This window comes from Paenibacillus sp. RRE4 (assembly GCF_031844205.1).
Taxonomy (GTDB): domain Bacteria; phylum Bacillota; class Bacilli; order Paenibacillales; family Paenibacillaceae; genus Paenibacillus; species Paenibacillus xylanexedens_B.
In genome coordinates, this window is record NZ_JAUZUT010000001.1 from 731,694 (window position 1) to 748,230 (window position 16,537).

Sequence of the window (16,537 nt, forward strand, 5' to 3'; positions counted from 1 at the left end):
CTGGTGATCGTTAGCGTTTTAGTTGAGTAAGGATACGATGAACATCGTTTCATTCAACAATCCAAACAGTCAATGATGTATTACGGAGGAGGAAGTGTAATGACGAGCACTTATAAGATTCCTGAATTGCTGCAAGATATGATGGATTGGGAGCAGGAGATTAAGCACGAAGTACCTTATCTGGAGACACCCACGGGTTATTTTCTACAATTTGATCCTTTTGATCACGGGGGTTATTTGTGTTCTCCCGCTGATGCAATCGCGTTTGCCAATACAGGCATGGATGGTATTCATTATTCATTTTTGACGGACTTTGGGTATGCTTCCGATCTAAGCTTAGCGCCTGTAATTCGTGTAGACCCCATGGATTTTGGGCGTTATGCGAGGGTTGTTGCCAGCAATATTCGGGAATTTTTTGCTCTGGCTTTCTCAGGTCATGAGGGACTGCTCCTGAATGAGTTTGAATCGAAACAACAATACCTGAACTACGTCATAGAGCAAGCGGCTGGCGCAAGTGAAAGTGAATACTTCGATAGGAAGCGTTGGGATCAAGAAAAAAATAAGTTTCGTGACTTGGCCATGCAGCGATTTGATCTTCAGCCCATTCGGGACGGTTACTCTTACATTCAGGAAGCACGTCAGATCAGACGCAGTGAAGTCGTTATCGATACACTTGATGGCCTTGGAGTTGCGCTGCGGAAAGATTTAGTGGGTGATCAGAAGCGAGCGAAGCCTCATCCGTGGCATGGGAAAGAAATACCGTACGATCAGGAGGAGCAGTTAAAATCCTATATATCTAGCGCGGATCAGGTGGGTCTGTTTAGTTTAATCCGGGACAGTCAGGCCCAAGGGTTCGATGATCCTGATGTATATCGAGCAATGAAAGATCGGCTCATTTCATTCGGTCTGAAGATGGAAGCGCAGAAGCTGATGCACTACAGGTGAAATATGTTGAAACCTAAGGAGGGATAGAGAAATGCGAGACAAGCGTGAAACTTGGTCTACACCTTATTTGAGCTACATCGGTTTTGGGCTGGTTGTTATGACAGTCATGGTGAATTTAATTTTCAAATGGGGGATAGAACAACGTTGGGATATGGGTTCACTCATGTTGCTGTCGCTAGCTAATGCATTATCATTGTTATTTACATTGGTTTGGGGAATTTTTGGGGTATTGGAATTTGCGATGTTACGGAAGCAGAGATATAGAATTAAGTTGAGGGCGGGACGTGGAGCAATTGATCCAGAAGAACAGGACAAACAGATTAGAATTCTGAAGAGAAGTATGATCATTAATATCAGTTATATTGTTATTCTGCTGTGTCAATTAGGATATGTAATTCTGAATTGGGATGAGATAGATATTTAGACGGTTACCTTTGGATTGGAATACATAACGATGTGATTTGCCGAAAAATACCCTAGACGTACTGTCATTTCATCTATAAAATGGAACTATAAAACGAAACTTGGTTTCATTAAGTGAAACTGAACGAAGGAGTGATGAATTACATGCATTTTCATTTCAATGGCATTGATCATGTGCAGCTGGCTGCTCCTGAAGGTTGCGAGAACGAAGCCAGACATTTCTTCAATCAAATCTTGGGCTGGACAGAGATTCCAAAGCCTGCATTGCTACAGAAACGTGGCGGTGTGTGGTTTCAGTGCGGTGTTCATCAGGTTCATATCGGTGTGCAACATGATTTTGTACCCGCTTCCAAAGCCCATCCTGCCTTTCATGTTCAGAACCTGGAGCAGCTGCGTGAACACCTGGATATGCACGGTATCCAAGTCGTAGATGATGAAGCAAGAGCAGATGAGGGAGTACGACGCTTTTATTCAAATGATCCCTTTGGTAACCGGCTGGAGTTTCTGGAGTTCATTACGGTATAAACGGCAGCATAGACAGAACGGCACAGAGATAGTCTTAATGCCGATCCAATGCTGATACTAGTTTCAGTGCCAGAGTGAACACGAAGGCCAACGCTGTACTGATGCTGTGCGAAAGCTGCTCCTACGTGCGCTAATGCTGACGTTGCAACAGCAATAAAAAAACAGGGCGATCCCTTAATGGGAATCGTCCTGTTCTTTCTTATCCAAATAAAAGCGAGTATCCGCTAACCTGCACTAAAATTAATGATGGTGATGCGCATGTGCGTCAGGTGCGTCACCTTTTACGGTGCAGAGGACGGAGGTGTCGTGAAGATGCTTTTCAGACTCAACCTGCAAGGTGACATGTTTGATCTCTTTGTGCTCCAGCAGATGCTCGATTTTCTGTACAAGCACCTCGGACGCATATACATCCATCGTTCCATCGACCACGATGTGGGCAGTCAGAGCGTTCAGGTTGCTGGTGATCGACCAGACATGAACATCGTGTACACCTTTGACGCCATCCACCTGCTGTATCGTCTGTACCAGATCGTTGACATCTACGTTGGCAGGTGTGCCTTCCATGAGAATGTGCAAAGAAGACTTGGTGACATAATACCCACTACGCAATACGAGTATCGCCACAATGACACTCGCCAGCGGGTCAGCCCAGCCCCAGCCGAAGAACATCATGAGCAGGGCAGCAGCAATGGCACCAATCGAGCCGAGCATGTCACTGATTACGTGGAGATAAGCACCGCGCATGTTCAGGTTGCCCTCGGTATCGCTGCCACGCATCATAATCCATGCAACGAGAATGTTCACAAGCAATCCGACCGTACTGATGATCAGCATACCCATGGTAGCCACTTCGGGTGGATTGATAAAGCGGCCAATGGCCTCGTAGAAAATGTAGAGCGCAATAGCAATCAACGTAACGCCGTTTAACGTTGCTGCCAGAATCTCAAAACGTCTGTAACCGTAGGTTTTACCCGTATTGACGGCTTTTTCCCCGAATGTGAATGCCAGTAAAGCAATCCCGAGTGCAATGGAATCTGAGAGCATATGGCCTGCATCGGAGATGAGTGCCAGACTATTCGTAATGAATCCCCCGAAGGCTTCTACGATCATGTAGAAGGTAATGATAATGAAGGAAAAGAGCAGTACTTTTTTGTTATTCGTGCCGTGCGCGTGATTGTGTCCATGGTCATGTCCATGATTGTGCCCGTGTTGTTGTCCTGACATTGAAATCCTCTCCTTGGGAGCCTTGCTCCGTTATGTAAGTTGCCTGTTGCAGTTGAGTAATACAAGTTACGTGTTGCTTGTTTCTAATGTGCGGGGTTCTGTTGCAGGTTGCTGTAACATCACTTTATATCTTGTTGTCCTGAGTAGAGTTATGTTACATGTTTTAATGCTAGTGCCGTTTGGTTACTTTATATGAACATATGAGCAATCACTCATATGTTATGTGTTCATTATAATTCCGTCATACTGTAGTGTCAACCAGATTTGCGAAAATATAAACATGCACCTGACTCAGACAGCTATACTGGTGACTGTACTGGTAACTGCGCTGGCTAATGGCTTCGTTTTTGTGCTACCATCGGGGCAGGATCACTATAGAAGGGCGGACAACGAGATGAAACATCTGCTACTGGCAGACGATGATGCCAATATCCGAGCACTGCTGCGCCATGTCATGACGAAGGAGGGATACCGGGTACATGAAGCACAGGACGGAGTGGAGGCGGTCAAAATGATACAGGAGACACCCATAGATCTCGCGATCCTGGATGTCATGATGCCGGGGATGGACGGACTTGAACTGTGTGATTACATACGTCAGCATTATGACATTCCTATTATATTGCTGACCGCAAGGGATCAGCTGGCAGACAAGAAAGAAGGATATTTGCGGGGCACGGATGAGTATGTGACCAAGCCGTTTGAACCTGAGGAACTGGTGTACCGGGTCAAAGCTTTATTTCGAAGATATCACCGAACTTCCAGCGATATGATTCGCATGAACCGGATCGTGATTGACCGCAACAATGTGGAAGTGAGCGATGGACAGTCCATTCTTTTTTTGCCAATGAAGGAGTTTGAACTCCTCTCACAACTTGCGCAGTTTCCGGGGCGCCTGTTCTCGCGCGATGAACTCATTCGGCTCATCTGGGGTGCGGATTATGAAGGGGATGACCGAACGGTCGACGTACATATCAAGCGGTTGCGTGACCGCTTTGCGGATTATACCGATGATTTTGTCATTCAGACGGTGCGGGGCATTGGATACAAAATCGAGGTGAAATCGCATTGAGATCATTATACGTTCGCATATTTCTCATTACGGTGGCGGTGATTATCGTCAGTAGTTTGCTCGGATTCTTTTTCTCCAACATCTACTATCACGCTAAACTCAAAGACTTTAATGATGAGAAGCTGGTCGGTATCGCCATGGACATGAAAAAGTTTGCCGAAGAGCAGCCTGAGCCGGGTACGGTAGAGCAATATCTTCACAATGCAGCGGCATTAGGATACGAGATTTATGTCACGGATGGTCAGGGCGATGATCGGTTTTACGGCCGTGAATTCCGCGAAAAGGAGTTGGACAGGCAGGCTATTCGCCTAGTGTTGGGCGGCGATGTGTATCATGGCGTGGCCGAGTTTCCGAGCCAACCGTTTATTACCGGATTTTTTGACAATCAATTAAGCAATACGGTGGGGGTTCCGCTACAGGTGGGCGATGCTCGCTATGCTATGTTCATGCGTCCCGATGTTATTTTGCAATTTGGAGAACTGCGGATTTTCTTTGCGCTCATTGGGGCATTAACGGTGGGGATCAGTGTCCTGATCTTTCTGTTCAGTACGCGTTATCTGGTCAATCCGATTGAACGACTGTCGGAAGCGACGAAACGCATAGCCCAGGGCAATTATAATCTGAAATTAAATACAGCAAGACGTGACGAGATTGGGCAGCTTGCCCAGCATTTTATGACGATGAGCCGTGAACTGGAACGGGTGGATCAGGCGCGGCAGCAGTTTGTGTCGAACGTATCCCATGAGATCCAGTCACCGTTAACCTCCATTCAGGGATTTGCGCAGTTGGTCGCGGACCGTGAATTACCAGAGCAAGAACGGGCGCATTATGCATCCATTATTGAAAAAGAAAGCCGGCATCTCTCGTTGCTCAGTAAACAATTGTTACTCCTGTCTTCCTTGGAACAAGGTCATGAAGATATGACCGGAACCCAAACGACATTCTCGCTGAAAGGCCAATTCCGTCAAGCGGTTCAAGTGTTGCAATGGCAATTGGAGGAGAAGGAGTTATCCCTGCGCATGTCTGTACCGGAATCCATACAGATTACGGGCAATGAAGTGTTACTGATGCAGGTTTGGATGAACTTGCTTGGTAATGCGGTGCAGCATCTGCCCAAGGGCCGTAGCATCGAGCTTCGGGCAGAGCAAATGGATAAAACGTGTGTCGTGTATATCCAGGATACTGGGGATGGAATCGCAGCCGAGCACCTGCCGTTTCTGTTTGACCGTTTCTACCGGGCGGATCATGCGCGTGAACGTTCATCTGGAGGGACTGGCCTGGGCCTTGCGATTGTACAGAAAATTATTCGTCTCCATCATGGCACGATTGAGGTGTCCAGTTCAGCTGAAGGTACGCTCTTTACCGTAACGCTTCCGCAGATGTAATGTGTTATTCATTTTCCGTTCATTTTCACCTCCTATACTTGGGCTATCAAGAGGGAGGTCAGAGCATATGTACTTGGCTATACGCGAAATGAGATTTGCAAAAGGACGATACGCCTTGATTGCGACCATCATGGTGCTGGTTTCGTTTCTGGTGTTGTTTGTAACCGGACTTGCCCAGGGGCTGTCGTATGATAACGCGGCTTCGATAAAAAATATGGCAGCAACCCATTTTATACTCGAACAGGATTCGAATCATCGATTTACTCGTTCACAGGTGGGCCAGCAGGAGCTGGATGAGGCACGTGCTATCGTTGGACAGACCAACGCCGAGCCGCTTGGGGTCCGAATGACCACGGTTAGTCCGGCGGACGATACCAAAAAGATCGATGTCACCCTATTTATGGTGAACCCGGGAAGCTGGCTTACACCTACGGTTACCGAAGGCAAAGCGATCAACGATAAGTCTGCGGGACAGGTTGTGGTGGATCAGAAGCTGGCGAAATCCGGCGTAACGATCGGCACGGTTCTGGTGGATCAAGCCTCCGGAATGAAGTGGACGGTGAGTGGTTTTGTGCAAAATGAATCGTTCAGTCACGCACCGGTGGTGTTCTTGAATGAGCAGGAATGGCTTGCGTTGCAAGCTGGATCACGTACGGTTCAGGCGGCATCTGCAACAGGTGGAATAGAAGCAAAATCGGGAGCAGGAACTATGGAAGCGAGTGCTGGCCGTGACACTGGAAAAAGCGTGAGCGCCAAAGCGGACACGGGTGCTACTGGCAATGAAAATGCAACGAGCAATACAACGGTAAGCGGTACATCGACTGTATCTGGTCCATCGGGGACACCAGTCTACAATGCCATCGCGGTCAAAGGTACGGATGAACAGGGAAGCAAGCTGAGCGCCGCATTGCCACAGACGGAGATCATCACCAAAGCGGAGGCCGTATCCGCTATCCCCGGTTACAAGGAGGAGCAGGGCTCACTATTGATGATGATTGCTTTCCTGTACGTCATCTCTGCATTTGTACTTGCAGTATTTTTCTACGTCATTACGATTCAGAAGACCAGTCAATTTGGCATTTTAAAAGCGATTGGTACCCGAAACGGTTATCTGGCAGGCAGCGTTTCTTTGCAGGTGTTGCTGTTGTCCGTGGGCAGTCTGGTGATTAGCGTGTTGCTTGTACGGCTGTTCGAATCTGTTCTTCCAGCATCCATGCCATTTCAATTGGGATTATCCACGCTCGCGTTAACTTGTGCATTATTTATCCTGATGTCAATGGCGGGTTCGTTATTCTCGGTGTGGAAAGTCACTAAAATTGATGCACTCGATGCGATTGGGAGGACGGCAGCATGAGAAACCGGCTGGTATTACAAGGAATTACACAGACATTTGATGACGGTGGCAGTCCGCGCACGATTCTGGATCAGCTTGATTTACAGGTGGCAGAAGGAGAACTTGTCGCGGTGATGGGACCTTCGGGTTCAGGCAAAAGTACATTTTTGTCTATTGCAGGTGCACTGCTCGAACCCACGGATGGGGAGGTATTGCTGGACGGTACTTCGATTATGGGCAAAAATAAAGCGGACATCTCGGATGTACGGCTACGCCAGCTCGGATTCATATTTCAAAGCGCGAATCTGATTCCGTACCTGAAGGTGGAGGAACAGCTATTCGTTGTTGCGAAGCTTGCGGGTATGGACAAAAGCAAAGCCGATCGCCGTGCAGGTGAGTTGCTGGAGACGGTGGGCCTGTCTCACCGGCGCAATGCCTACACCGACAAGCTGTCCGGCGGGGAACGCCAGCGCGTTGCCATTGCGCGGGCGCTGATGAATGATCCGGCTGTGCTACTGGCGGATGAACCGACGGCCAGCCTGGATGCGGAGCGCGGGCTGGACATTGTAGGCACGATTGCACGGCTCGTGAAGGAGCAGGGTAAGAGTGCGGTGATGGTTACGCATGATGAGCGGATTTTGCCGCTCTGCAGCCGGGTTCTTTTTTTGGAAAATGGAAAGCTGGTGGCGCGTTAAAGGATTATGAATGTACATTTCGACAAAATAAGTTGATGAGAAATAAAGCTAAACAGTAAATTTGAGTGCGATAAGAGGGTCACAACTCCTGCAAGGGAGGTGGCCTTCTTTTTGTGTTTTCGACTATAATTGGAAGAGTATAGCATATGCACTTGAATCAGGTCACTACATAACATCAGGACATGAAATTGGAGAGGATTGGATACAGATGAGTGGAATAGATGCGGAACAATTTCCGGCACTGAGCACGTCGATCCACTGGGGAATTATTGAGGCAGAGTTTAGGCTGGGCGAGCATATAGACGAGACACTGGTGAGTAATGTAAGCATCATTCCGTTTGTCGGGGAACAGTGTGTTGTGTTTCAACTGGATAACGGATTGTGGGAACTGCCTGGAGGAACGTTGGAAGCAGGCGAGCACTATATGGACGGATTAAAACGTGAACTGATGGAAGAACTAGGCGCTGAGCTACGTAGCTATCAATTATTTGGACAGTTTTATTGCACTTCCCGTGCTGCGGAGCCGTATCGACCTCACATTCCGCATCCACATTTCATTAGAGTCATTGGTTACGGTGATGTGGAATTGGTCGCTGATCCGCTTAATCCCGAGGATGGGGAGCAGGTGGTATTCGTTGAGGTGGTTGAGATCGCTGAAGCGGTACGGCGCTTCCGGGAACAGAACCGAAATGATATTGCCGAGATGTACAAACTGGCTTATATGCTGCGACAAGCAGATAAAGGCTGATATAGACGCAAGGCATTGTTGCCGTTTTGAAGTTTAGTGCGATTACTTGTTAGCTTCCAATATGGTTGTTGTGTGATAGATATGTACGTATCTCATGATTGATAAATGGTTTTTTTAGTGTTCAAAAAATTATCTACATAAAGGAGGTTTACCCATGATTCGAGAAGAGATTAATCGTATGCTGGATGTATTGCCCGAGAGTGAACTTAACGTGGCATACTCACGAATTGAAATGGTGTACCGCAAATATATGTATGAGAAAAGGATTGCGGACAAGGGAGTACAAGTCACCGAGTTCTGCGAGGAGTCTGAGGAAATTGTGCAGCGCTGGGATGAGGTGTTCGCACATAACCTGGATGATGTTTTAAAAGAAACGATCTATTACAGCCAGTACAAATGGCATATGTTCAGTTATGAACAGCAAACTTGTTTAGAAGGGGAAGTAGCGCGAGCGGCCTTTGATGCAGAGGAAAAAAGGGATTTATATGTGATGTATCAGCATTCACCTTATGTACAGGTCTATGAAAACGCAAGCGCTGTTGTCGCAGCTGATTTTGATGAACAGCAGGATATCTATATTTTTGATAAGGCGTTTACATGGACATATGTGCATACACATGAATCGATGTGCGGGCCGTATTTTTATAACATCGAACAGGGATAGAAGGGAGGGAGTTTCGTTGCAGGAGCTTTTTAAAGAGATGATCAAAAATGAAGTAAAACCTTGGTTTGCCCGTCACGGTTATACCAAAAAGGCTCTGAATTTTCGCAGGGTCGTTGACAGCGTTATTTACGAATTCAACATTCAGAAGTCCCAGGCCAATACAGCCAATCACGTCCGCTTCTATATTAACTGCATGATTCATTCCAAGGAGCTGGCGGAGCTGCAGTTTAGGATATCGGGCGGTAAAACGATGCAGGAGCAGGCTCATTGGATCTGCAGGATTGAAGAGATTGTTCCGTCTGCTCCAGACCGCTACTCGTTGACACCTGACACTGACCTGGTTACCTTCTCAAAAGAATTGTTGTCCCATTTGGAAGAAGCTATGGAATATATGAAGAACCTAACCAGCGCCAGAGATATTATGGAATATTATATGAAAATAACAGCACTGCATTTGAGTGAAGAAACCTTTCATTTCCTGTTGCAAAATGGTGATACAACGACTGCTCAGAAATATCTACAACAATTGCACGCTAAATATGGAACCGAAAATCGCTGGGCGATCTTCGATAAGAAGTATGCAGCCATTTTTGCAACGTATGGATTCTAACACATTCTTCAGGATGAGTAGTAGACTGGTTCTACTTTATATAACGTTTGCTCAATCGTTGGACATAAGGCAACAGCGTACACTCCATGAAATTTGATTCTGAAATAAAGGCTTTTCAGAAAGTTTTTAATGTTATTTTTTTGCCGGAAGGCAGGCAAAAATTCGACGTCCTTCTCTACTACACCAAAACGTTGAATCCATTGTTGAATGTGTGTCTGACTAAGGAGGTTTCTATCCAGAATACACATGACTGGTTTCACCATTCGTTCGTCTTCGCCATCGGAGTAGACCCGTTCGCTGATCGTCATTTTCTCGTACACCAGATCCAGCATCGTTGATAAATCAGCCTCATCTAATTCATTATATTGAGCCAAATCTTCCAAAACATCAGCAGCATGAGCTACTGCGTGGGCCCAACCCTTGGTTTCATCATATCCGCGGTAATCCTTTTCTTCTCGTACATTGTGATAAACCATGTCCTTAATCTGATGAATACGCTCACTTGACAGAAAAGGCGATGTTGCGTGTCTCATGAAAAGAAGAGGGATAACCAGCATGGAAAAAGAACGTGTGAATACGGAATCGGTATGGACTTCCCCCAGTCCATAAAGCAGATGGTCACGATCTAAAACGGTGGTTAAAATGTGTTCTAACTCGGATGTAGTCAGAGAAAGGCTAGGAATCCAGTGAGATAGGGTGGTATAGATCAATTCATCACGCAATTGTGCGTCTACCGTACCGATGTTATGTAACATTTCTTGGATCAGGACGAAGGCGTCTGACTGTGCTTGATATTGATTTTCTCGTATGTACATCAGTTTTTCTTTTAAATTCATTTAAACACACTCCTGCAAATTAAATTACATTCTATATAAGTTGAACTAAAGAATTTACACGGCCCACTCCGATGACAGAATAACCTTCCAATCACTGTTATCCCCAGATTTTTTGGATTCCCTTTTCCAAAGGAGAAAATCTGGTGATAAAGGCGAAGCGTATGCTTCCGATGCTAGCTTTCTTTCAGAAAGCTTTTGGCTCCGCTTTTCCAGGTTTTTTCTGTCCTCTCCGTTATTGTGTAAATGAATCGTTCTACTTATATAGTAAACTTATTTATTAAAGGTATTATACAATCTCTAAGGAGGAAAGCCCATATGACTGCTGTTAAAGGAACACGGCGAACATGTGAGAAGGGACATACTTTTGTTAAAAAGAGTGATTGTTCGACTTGTCCCAAGTGTGAGGCTGAACGGAAACCAAAGGAGGGATTTATGAGTCTCCTGTCTGCTCCGGTAAGACGTGCGCTTGAGGCGGAAGGTATTATGACATTACCCAAACTTGCCGAGTATACGGAAAAAGAGATTCTGAAACTACACGGCATTGGGCCTTCGTCGATGCCCATACTACGTAAATCGCTGGAGGAAGAAGGATTGTCTTTTAAGGCATGATCTTAAGCTTTTTTGATCGTTTTCCTCATTCCTCAGCTCATTGGAATCTACTCTATAACAGATAACAGTTCTTCCATCGTTACTTGATACAGCAAGTCCCCCTCACTTAGTAGCAGGCGATCCTGACGAAAATCCTGTCGTGCCTGTTGGAAGGGGCGTTTTTTCTCGTTCAGCAAAGTGAACTTCGTCCCCTTGGTGAGGCTGCCAGGCTTATGCATTTTCTTGAAAATAAATGTTCCATGCTTCCCGTACCCGGCATCAAACAGGAAGTGATATCCATCCGTACAGAAACCGGAGGAACCTGATATATTCGGATTCAGGAAGTTCACTCGAGTAGACTCAGGTTTGAATCCTCCCGAAATACAGCCAAGTGTAAATTCAGTATAATAGTAGAACCAGACTTCTTCTTCGTTCACCACATTGAGTGCATAACAGTCGGCAATGTCGGCGCTGTTATTTTTATAGAGTACATTCCCGTATGCGTCCCAAGCTAGCAATCCAGTCTCTCCAACGGGCTGATCCCAGCCATAGTTACCAAAGATACCTTCATCGAAGTAACTCGTCCAGATCGTTCCATGCTTCGTCACCTGTACACTCTGAATCCCATCCCCGAGCAAAAATTCTCGAATCGTCGTGCCTTCCATATCACAGACCTTGGCGTTGAGATCAAATTGATCGTTCCCGTAATAGGTGCAACGCGCACCAACGAGCAACAGATGTTCTTGTAAAGGCTGTATGTAATGATAGTGAAATTGTTGTCCCCCGATGACGATCTCCTGGATATATTGATCCGATACGATCAGCACTTTGTACGTATAGGGCTCCTTTAGTTTGGTTTGCACAAACATACCTTGTTTTCGTTCAGGGATTTGATTAATAAGTAGTATATATGCAAGGCCATCGTGTCCCCACTGTACGGAGGCGATGTCGAAACCCTCGGTGTAACTGGAAATATCGGCAAAAGGCAGTAACGTTAATTTTGGTTCAGACATAGCCAAAACCTCCTTCATTATTATAAGCGATCCTAAGCAGCATCGCAGGCTGCTGTTGTTATGTTGAATTATGACATGCGCAGACTGGTCGGAACATGGCGAAAGTATAACGATTCCGAAAAAGGAGCTGAGAAAATCATGGGTATGCCTCTTTTCCCTCCTGTAGTACAATAAGGAAGCTGTGTCAATTTTTATAGGGAGGATAGATCGCTTTCGAGCGAGAAATAGGAAGGAAATCTATAGCGTATCTATACATATGGAATCGAATAGCCGCGGTTATAACAACATGAGAGAAGGAAGTGTTAGAAATGCAGCAAGAACCTATACAAGAACCATTTCAAGAATCCATGAGAGAACACCGCCCACTTGGTGTGTCTGGGCTCGGAGGCTGGCTGATCCTTATCCAGATTGGGTTGTGGTTCACAGTAATTATGCTACTGGTACAGATCAACCAATCTATGTTAACCATATTAAACACAGAGACATGGGAGGTTCTTACTGCTAAGGATTCAGGCTTGTATCACCCGCTTTGGGCTCCAGTAATTATTTTTGAAACTGTTTTTAACCTAATGTTTATGGTATTTACAGTGTACGTCATTGTTGCTTTCTATCGAAAAAAAGCAATGCTTCCACGTCTGATGATTATTTTTTACAGTCTAAGTCTCGCAGTTGGAGTTGTAGATTATCTGCTGCTCTATCAAATTCCGATAGCAAGAGAACTCGAAGATGGAAGCTCAATTCGGGACATTGCACGTTCTGTCATTGCTTGTGCGATTTGGATTCCGTATTTTAGGAAATCTGAACGTGTGAAAAACACATTTGTTCGTTAAATGATGAGACAGTGAGAGGTGACAGAAGGCAATGAAGATTTTTCTGGTTCGACATGGTGCGGATGAAGAAGGTTATCGGGGCGGTTGGAGCCAAAGGGGACTTACTCAAGCAGGTATTATTCAGTCCAGAGCATTAGGAATGTATCTGTATGAACATGCAGAGCAGTATGATATTCAAACGGTGATAAGCAGTGATCTCCCTCGTGCTGTGCAAACAAGCACCGCGATTGAAGAGTCATTGGGCATTCAAGGCATCTATACAGCCGACTGGCGTGAGATGAACAATGGTGAATTGGCGGGTATGCTCCATGCGGAAGCGGATGAGAAGTATTCTGGGGTTTATTTTAATACGCTCAAGATGGATACTGCTTTTCCGGGCGGAGAAACTCCGATTCATTTTTATACTAGAATACGAAATGCATTCGAGAATCTTTGTATTCAACTCGAAGAGAAGCGAATCCAATCGAATGTTTTGCTGGTGACCCACGGTGGGGTGATTAATATTCTTCACTATGTGCTTGCTAACAAGGAATGGAGCAATACGTCCAGTTTTTATCCCATCGATAACACGAGTATTCATACGATTGAGAAAACAAAGGATGGCTGGAGCATGTTGGACACGAACAGGATTCCTCATTTAAGATCGTAAATGAACTCAACTTTAAGGTACCAAATGATAAGAAGGAGGTAGGGAATGATGAGTAACCAAGCGGAAGAACTGCTGCATCAATTAAAATCTTTATCTGGACCATTTCCACCTTGGAATTTAGAACATTTGCCTGACCAGCCGGGAAAGTTATTTTTGGAGTGGCTGAAGCTGGCGATAGAAAACAACGTAAAGGAACCTCATGCTATGACCCTTTCAACCGTTGATCAACAGGGTTATCCAGATGCGAGAGTGTTAATTTTAAAAAATATCATCGAGGACACGTTTTATTTTGCCTCCAGTTCGAACAGTCGAAAAGGCCAGCAGTTGCACGATAATCCTAAGGTGGCACTTACCTTGTACTGGCCTGCATTAGGCAGACAGATTCGGATCAGGGGGATTGCACAGGATCAGGGAGACGAAGCAGGAGCTAGTGACTTCCGTAAGCGCAAATTTGGAGCGAGAGTGGTAGCCATGACGGAGCGTCAGAGTCAGCAGTTAATTGAGGAGGAAGAGTTGAATCGTTCCATTGAGGTTCAGAAGAAACGCCTCCGGGAGGACCCTGATTTTGCCGCGCCTCATTGGCGTTTATACGCTGTACATGCAGAGGAAGTGGAGTTTTGGCAGGGGGATACAGATCGCAAACATATTCGTGTTCAGTATACACGGCAAGACGAACAGTGGCACAAGAACAGATTATGGCCTTGAATTTAAGGCTTTCTGGATTTTGCACGGCCTTTACCACCGGTACGTACATAATGTCATAGCCCCTGCGGAATATCTTCCACTATAATTTTCAGGTTATCAGGACGTGGATCTGAAATGCTGAAAGATAAGTAGGGGGAAGAGTTATGACGATCAGAAACAAATACAAAGCACTTGAACTGGAGAACCCGGGCGTCTATGAACTGGAAGGGCTAGAGGTCGGGGTGACTTCGAATTGCAATTATAAATGCGACTATTGCTGTGCCTACAATCGAGATGATGGGGAGTCGATCAGCAGCGCAGAGGTCATTCGCATAATTCGTGAGCTTCCACATCTCAAGCGGGTACGCCTGTCTGGCGGCGAGGTGACGCTGAGATACCAAGACTGTTTGGACATCGTAACTTACTGTGCGGCACATGGCATTGATACGCAGCTGAACACCAATGCCAGTCTGTTGACAGAGGAAAGAATCATAGCGTTACGGGACGCCGGCTTGTCCAACATCCATATTTCTTTCAACTACATCGATGCGGAGTCATACGCTGCCTACTATCGTGTGCATCCACGTATGTATGAGAGATTAGAGCATAACATTCGTTTATGCACAGAGCTTGGTCTGGAGACGGTGCTAGAAACATTGCTGTTCAAAGGTAATCAGGAAAATATGCAGTCGATCAGCGATAAGGTCTATGACTTGGGTGTACGCATTCATGAGATTCAGAACAGCATCAAGATGCCACACACCGACTGGAGCCAGATTGTCTCCAAAGAGTCGCTGGTTCAATCCGTCACGACGTTAATCGAAAATAAAAAACCGGATACGACGCTCTATTTTACATGTATGGATCGGTTTGCCGAACAAATGAATCTGCGTGAACAGCCAGGTGTATATTTCTCGAACTGTGTAGATGGTACGAAACAATTACACTTGCATGGTAACGGGGATATCCTGATCTGTGAGCTCTGTCATCCGGTGGTGATTGGTAACATTTACAGTGGCACGTCATTGAAGGATATTTATAAGCAGCAGCCCGCCGCACTAACGGATTTTCTAGAAAACCGGCCTTGTCCAGCGTACTATGCTTTGTTTGCATAGACATACCTAACTTCAACGTTGAGGTCTTCTACTTTCCTTTAATGGAAACGGGAGGCCTTTTTAAATTGTAATATAAACTTATGATCATCTTACCCCTTTGGTTTCAGATTCATTTAAGTTACCGGTCCTAATATGGCATTAGAACGTAAATGAATCTGGAGAGGTGAACGATACATGAGCAAATTCTTTGAAAAAACAAACCGGAAAGACCAACATAGCATTCCTGTTTCCCGAAAAAAACGCAGGTGGCTTACCATTACCCTTGTGGCTGTCATTGTTATAGGCAGCATTCTGTACAGCCTGGCTGACCGATATTTAATCCGCCATGTACAGGTGGTTGTGGCTGATGATAATAAGGCAGTTACTCGTTCAAGTGTGGATGCTACATCTGAGGGAACCGCAGGTACAAATCCTACTACGACTGCAACGGATGTACATGCCACATCGGATGACTGGAATTACAGCAGTGACGATCTAAAGATTCAGATTCAGAAAATGCAGACAGGGTCTGGATCGGATCAGATTACGTATTATGTAGCCGATGTACAGGCGAAGGACGCGAGCAGTTTGCGAAGTGCGCTGGCGGACAATAGCTTTGGCACCAATATCACGGAGGACACATCGGAGATTGCCGAAGCAAACCATGCGATTTTTGCAATAAACGGTGACTACTACGGGTTCCGTGATGACGGTGTTATTATCCGTAATGGCGTATTGTATCGTGACAGCCCGACTAGGGATGCGTTAGCACTGTTCAGTGACGGGACGATCAAAACCTATAACGAAAATGATATTTCCTCTGCTGAACTGCTGGCAGAAGGGGCAACGAATACGTTATCCTTTGGACCGATTTTGGTGCAAAACGGTGAAATTACAAGTGATTTCAGTCGTGTGAAAATCGACAATAACTTTGGCAATCGCTCCATTCAGGATACGAATCCACGAACAGCGATCGGCATGATTGCTCCAAACCATTACGTGTTCGTTGTGGTCGATGGGAGACAGGATGACAGCCGGGGGATGACGCTTGCCGAGCTTGCCCAGACGATGAAAGACTTGGGAGCAACCGAAGCATATAATCTGGACGGCGGCGGTTCATCCACCATGTATTTTATGGGCAGGGTCGTGAACAATCCTTTGGGACGTAATCAGGAGCGTGGCGTGAGTGACATTCTGTATCTGACGGAGGGACAATAAT

General features: G+C 45.8%; 19 protein-coding genes. 16 read left to right on the forward strand and 3 right to left on the reverse strand.

Annotation, left to right across the window (positions count from 1 at the left end; translation table 11 throughout):
• Positions 1-99: 99 nt before the first annotated feature.
• From Q9R46_RS03410 to Q9R46_RS03420, 3 genes are all read left to right on the forward strand, one after another.
• Positions 100-945 carry a hypothetical protein gene (locus tag Q9R46_RS03410; RefSeq protein ID WP_311278973.1) on the forward strand — a complete coding sequence of 282 codons (846 nt, stop codon included), beginning with the start codon at positions 100-102 and terminating at the stop codon, positions 943-945.
• A gap of 31 nt (positions 946-976) precedes the next feature.
• Positions 977-1,369 carry a hypothetical protein gene (locus Q9R46_RS03415; RefSeq protein WP_311278974.1) on the forward strand — a complete coding sequence of 131 codons (393 nt, stop codon included), beginning with the start codon at positions 977-979 and terminating at the stop codon, positions 1,367-1,369.
• A gap of 143 nt (positions 1,370-1,512) precedes the next feature.
• Positions 1,513-1,893: a VOC family protein gene (locus tag Q9R46_RS03420; RefSeq protein WP_145328717.1), complete on the forward strand. Its 381-nt coding sequence runs from the start codon at positions 1,513-1,515 to the stop codon at positions 1,891-1,893.
• Between the two features lie 240 nt (positions 1,894-2,133).
• Here Q9R46_RS03420 and Q9R46_RS03425 read toward each other — a convergent pair whose 3' ends face one another.
• Positions 2,134-3,117: a cation diffusion facilitator family transporter gene (locus Q9R46_RS03425; RefSeq protein WP_311278975.1), complete on the reverse strand. Its 984-nt coding sequence runs from the start codon at positions 3,115-3,117 to the stop codon at positions 2,134-2,136.
• Positions 3,118-3,511: 394 nt separating this feature from the next.
• On the opposite strand from Q9R46_RS03425, the gene Q9R46_RS03430 reads away from it, so the two are divergent.
• From Q9R46_RS03430 to Q9R46_RS03460, 7 genes are all read left to right on the forward strand, one after another.
• Positions 3,512-4,189: a response regulator transcription factor gene (locus Q9R46_RS03430; protein WP_311280939.1), complete on the forward strand. Its 678-nt coding sequence runs from the start codon at positions 3,512-3,514 to the stop codon at positions 4,187-4,189.
• A complete protein-coding gene (locus Q9R46_RS03435; protein ID WP_311278976.1) occupies positions 4,186-5,574 on the forward strand; it encodes a sensor histidine kinase in 1,389 nt (462 codons plus the stop codon). Before Q9R46_RS03430 ends, Q9R46_RS03435 begins: the two co-directional genes overlap by 4 nt.
• Before the next feature lie 67 nt (positions 5,575-5,641).
• Positions 5,642-6,928, forward strand: coding sequence for an ABC transporter permease (locus Q9R46_RS03440; RefSeq protein WP_311278977.1), 1,287 nt, complete (start codon positions 5,642-5,644; stop codon positions 6,926-6,928).
• Positions 6,925-7,602, forward strand: coding sequence for an ABC transporter ATP-binding protein (locus Q9R46_RS03445; RefSeq protein ID WP_311278978.1), 678 nt, complete (start codon positions 6,925-6,927; stop codon positions 7,600-7,602). The genes Q9R46_RS03440 and Q9R46_RS03445 overlap by 4 nt, the downstream gene beginning before the upstream one ends.
• 208 nt (positions 7,603-7,810) lie before the next feature.
• Entirely contained in the window at positions 7,811-8,350 is a 540-nt protein-coding gene (locus Q9R46_RS03450; RefSeq protein ID WP_311278979.1) for an NUDIX hydrolase, read from the forward strand.
• 154 nt (positions 8,351-8,504) lie between these two features.
• Positions 8,505-9,014, forward strand: a complete 510-nt coding sequence (locus Q9R46_RS03455) for a DUF4275 family protein (RefSeq protein ID WP_311278980.1) — start codon at positions 8,505-8,507, stop codon at positions 9,012-9,014.
• A gap of 16 nt (positions 9,015-9,030) precedes the next feature.
• Complete coding sequence (locus Q9R46_RS03460) at positions 9,031-9,624, forward strand: DUF4304 domain-containing protein (RefSeq protein ID WP_311278981.1); 594 nt, start codon at positions 9,031-9,033, stop codon at positions 9,622-9,624.
• Positions 9,625-9,632: 8 nt separating this feature from the next.
• On the opposite strand, the gene Q9R46_RS03465 is transcribed toward Q9R46_RS03460, so the two are convergent.
• Entirely contained in the window at positions 9,633-10,460 is an 828-nt protein-coding gene (locus tag Q9R46_RS03465) for a DUF2785 domain-containing protein (RefSeq protein WP_311278982.1), read from the reverse strand.
• A 315-nt stretch (positions 10,461-10,775) separates the two neighbouring features.
• On the opposite strand from Q9R46_RS03465, the gene Q9R46_RS03470 reads away from it, so the two are divergent.
• Entirely contained in the window at positions 10,776-11,069 is a 294-nt protein-coding gene (locus tag Q9R46_RS03470; protein ID WP_311278983.1) for an RNA polymerase alpha subunit C-terminal domain-containing protein, read from the forward strand.
• Positions 11,070-11,116: 47 nt separating this feature from the next.
• On the opposite strand, the gene Q9R46_RS03475 is transcribed toward Q9R46_RS03470, so the two are convergent.
• Positions 11,117-12,061 (reverse strand): hypothetical protein, encoded by a 945-nt coding sequence (locus tag Q9R46_RS03475; protein ID WP_311278984.1) that lies wholly within the window; start codon positions 12,059-12,061, stop codon positions 11,117-11,119.
• 308 nt (positions 12,062-12,369) lie between these two features.
• Here Q9R46_RS03475 and Q9R46_RS03480 point away from each other — a divergent pair, with 308 nt between their 5' ends.
• The 5 genes from Q9R46_RS03480 to Q9R46_RS03500 all read left to right on the forward strand — a co-directional run bounded on the left by Q9R46_RS03480 (position 12,370) and on the right by Q9R46_RS03500 (position 16,536).
• Positions 12,370-12,891: a DUF2569 domain-containing protein gene (locus Q9R46_RS03480; RefSeq protein ID WP_311278985.1), complete on the forward strand. Its 522-nt coding sequence runs from the start codon at positions 12,370-12,372 to the stop codon at positions 12,889-12,891.
• A 31-nt stretch (positions 12,892-12,922) separates the two neighbouring features.
• Positions 12,923-13,540 (forward strand): histidine phosphatase family protein, encoded by a 618-nt coding sequence (locus Q9R46_RS03485; RefSeq protein ID WP_311278986.1) that lies wholly within the window; start codon positions 12,923-12,925, stop codon positions 13,538-13,540.
• A 45-nt stretch (positions 13,541-13,585) separates the two neighbouring features.
• On the forward strand, positions 13,586-14,245 hold the full coding sequence (locus tag Q9R46_RS03490) for a pyridoxine/pyridoxamine 5'-phosphate oxidase (protein WP_311278987.1): 660 nt from the start codon (positions 13,586-13,588) through the stop codon (positions 14,243-14,245).
• A 143-nt stretch (positions 14,246-14,388) separates the two neighbouring features.
• Entirely contained in the window at positions 14,389-15,339 is a 951-nt protein-coding gene (locus Q9R46_RS03495; protein ID WP_311278988.1) for a radical SAM protein, read from the forward strand.
• A gap of 174 nt (positions 15,340-15,513) precedes the next feature.
• Positions 15,514-16,536: a phosphodiester glycosidase family protein gene (locus tag Q9R46_RS03500; RefSeq protein ID WP_311278989.1), complete on the forward strand. Its 1,023-nt coding sequence runs from the start codon at positions 15,514-15,516 to the stop codon at positions 16,534-16,536.
• Position 16,537: the final 1 nt, after the last annotated feature.

Bases quoted from the DNA above. Each gene is read 5' to 3' on its own strand.
- Q9R46_RS03500 (WP_311278989.1), top strand. From the start codon at position 15,514: ATGAGCAAATTCTTTGAAAAAACAAACCGGAAAGACCAACATAGCATT.
- Q9R46_RS03420 (WP_145328717.1), top strand. From the start codon at position 1,513: ATGCATTTTCATTTCAATGGCATTGATCATGTGCAGCTGGCTGCTCCT.
- Q9R46_RS03465 (WP_311278982.1), bottom strand. From the start codon at position 10,460: ATGAATTTAAAAGAAAAACTGATGTACATACGAGAAAATCAATATCAA.
- Q9R46_RS03445 (WP_311278978.1), top strand. From the start codon at position 6,925: ATGAGAAACCGGCTGGTATTACAAGGAATTACACAGACATTTGATGAC.
- Q9R46_RS03430 (WP_311280939.1), top strand. From the start codon at position 3,512: ATGAAACATCTGCTACTGGCAGACGATGATGCCAATATCCGAGCACTG.
- Q9R46_RS03415 (WP_311278974.1), top strand. From the start codon at position 977: ATGCGAGACAAGCGTGAAACTTGGTCTACACCTTATTTGAGCTACATC.
- Q9R46_RS03490 (WP_311278987.1), top strand. From the start codon at position 13,586: ATGATGAGTAACCAAGCGGAAGAACTGCTGCATCAATTAAAATCTTTA.
- Q9R46_RS03450 (WP_311278979.1), top strand. From the start codon at position 7,811: ATGAGTGGAATAGATGCGGAACAATTTCCGGCACTGAGCACGTCGATC.
- Q9R46_RS03485 (WP_311278986.1), top strand. From the start codon at position 12,923: ATGAAGATTTTTCTGGTTCGACATGGTGCGGATGAAGAAGGTTATCGG.
- Q9R46_RS03455 (WP_311278980.1), top strand. From the start codon at position 8,505: ATGATTCGAGAAGAGATTAATCGTATGCTGGATGTATTGCCCGAGAGT.
- Q9R46_RS03470 (WP_311278983.1), top strand. From the start codon at position 10,776: ATGACTGCTGTTAAAGGAACACGGCGAACATGTGAGAAGGGACATACT.
- Q9R46_RS03495 (WP_311278988.1), top strand. From the start codon at position 14,389: ATGACGATCAGAAACAAATACAAAGCACTTGAACTGGAGAACCCGGGC.
- Q9R46_RS03440 (WP_311278977.1), top strand. From the start codon at position 5,642: ATGTACTTGGCTATACGCGAAATGAGATTTGCAAAAGGACGATACGCC.
- Q9R46_RS03425 (WP_311278975.1), bottom strand. From the start codon at position 3,117: ATGTCAGGACAACAACACGGGCACAATCATGGACATGACCATGGACAC.
- Q9R46_RS03475 (WP_311278984.1), bottom strand. From the start codon at position 12,061: ATGTCTGAACCAAAATTAACGTTACTGCCTTTTGCCGATATTTCCAGT.
- Q9R46_RS03480 (WP_311278985.1), top strand. From the start codon at position 12,370: ATGCAGCAAGAACCTATACAAGAACCATTTCAAGAATCCATGAGAGAA.
- Q9R46_RS03410 (WP_311278973.1), top strand. From the start codon at position 100: ATGACGAGCACTTATAAGATTCCTGAATTGCTGCAAGATATGATGGAT.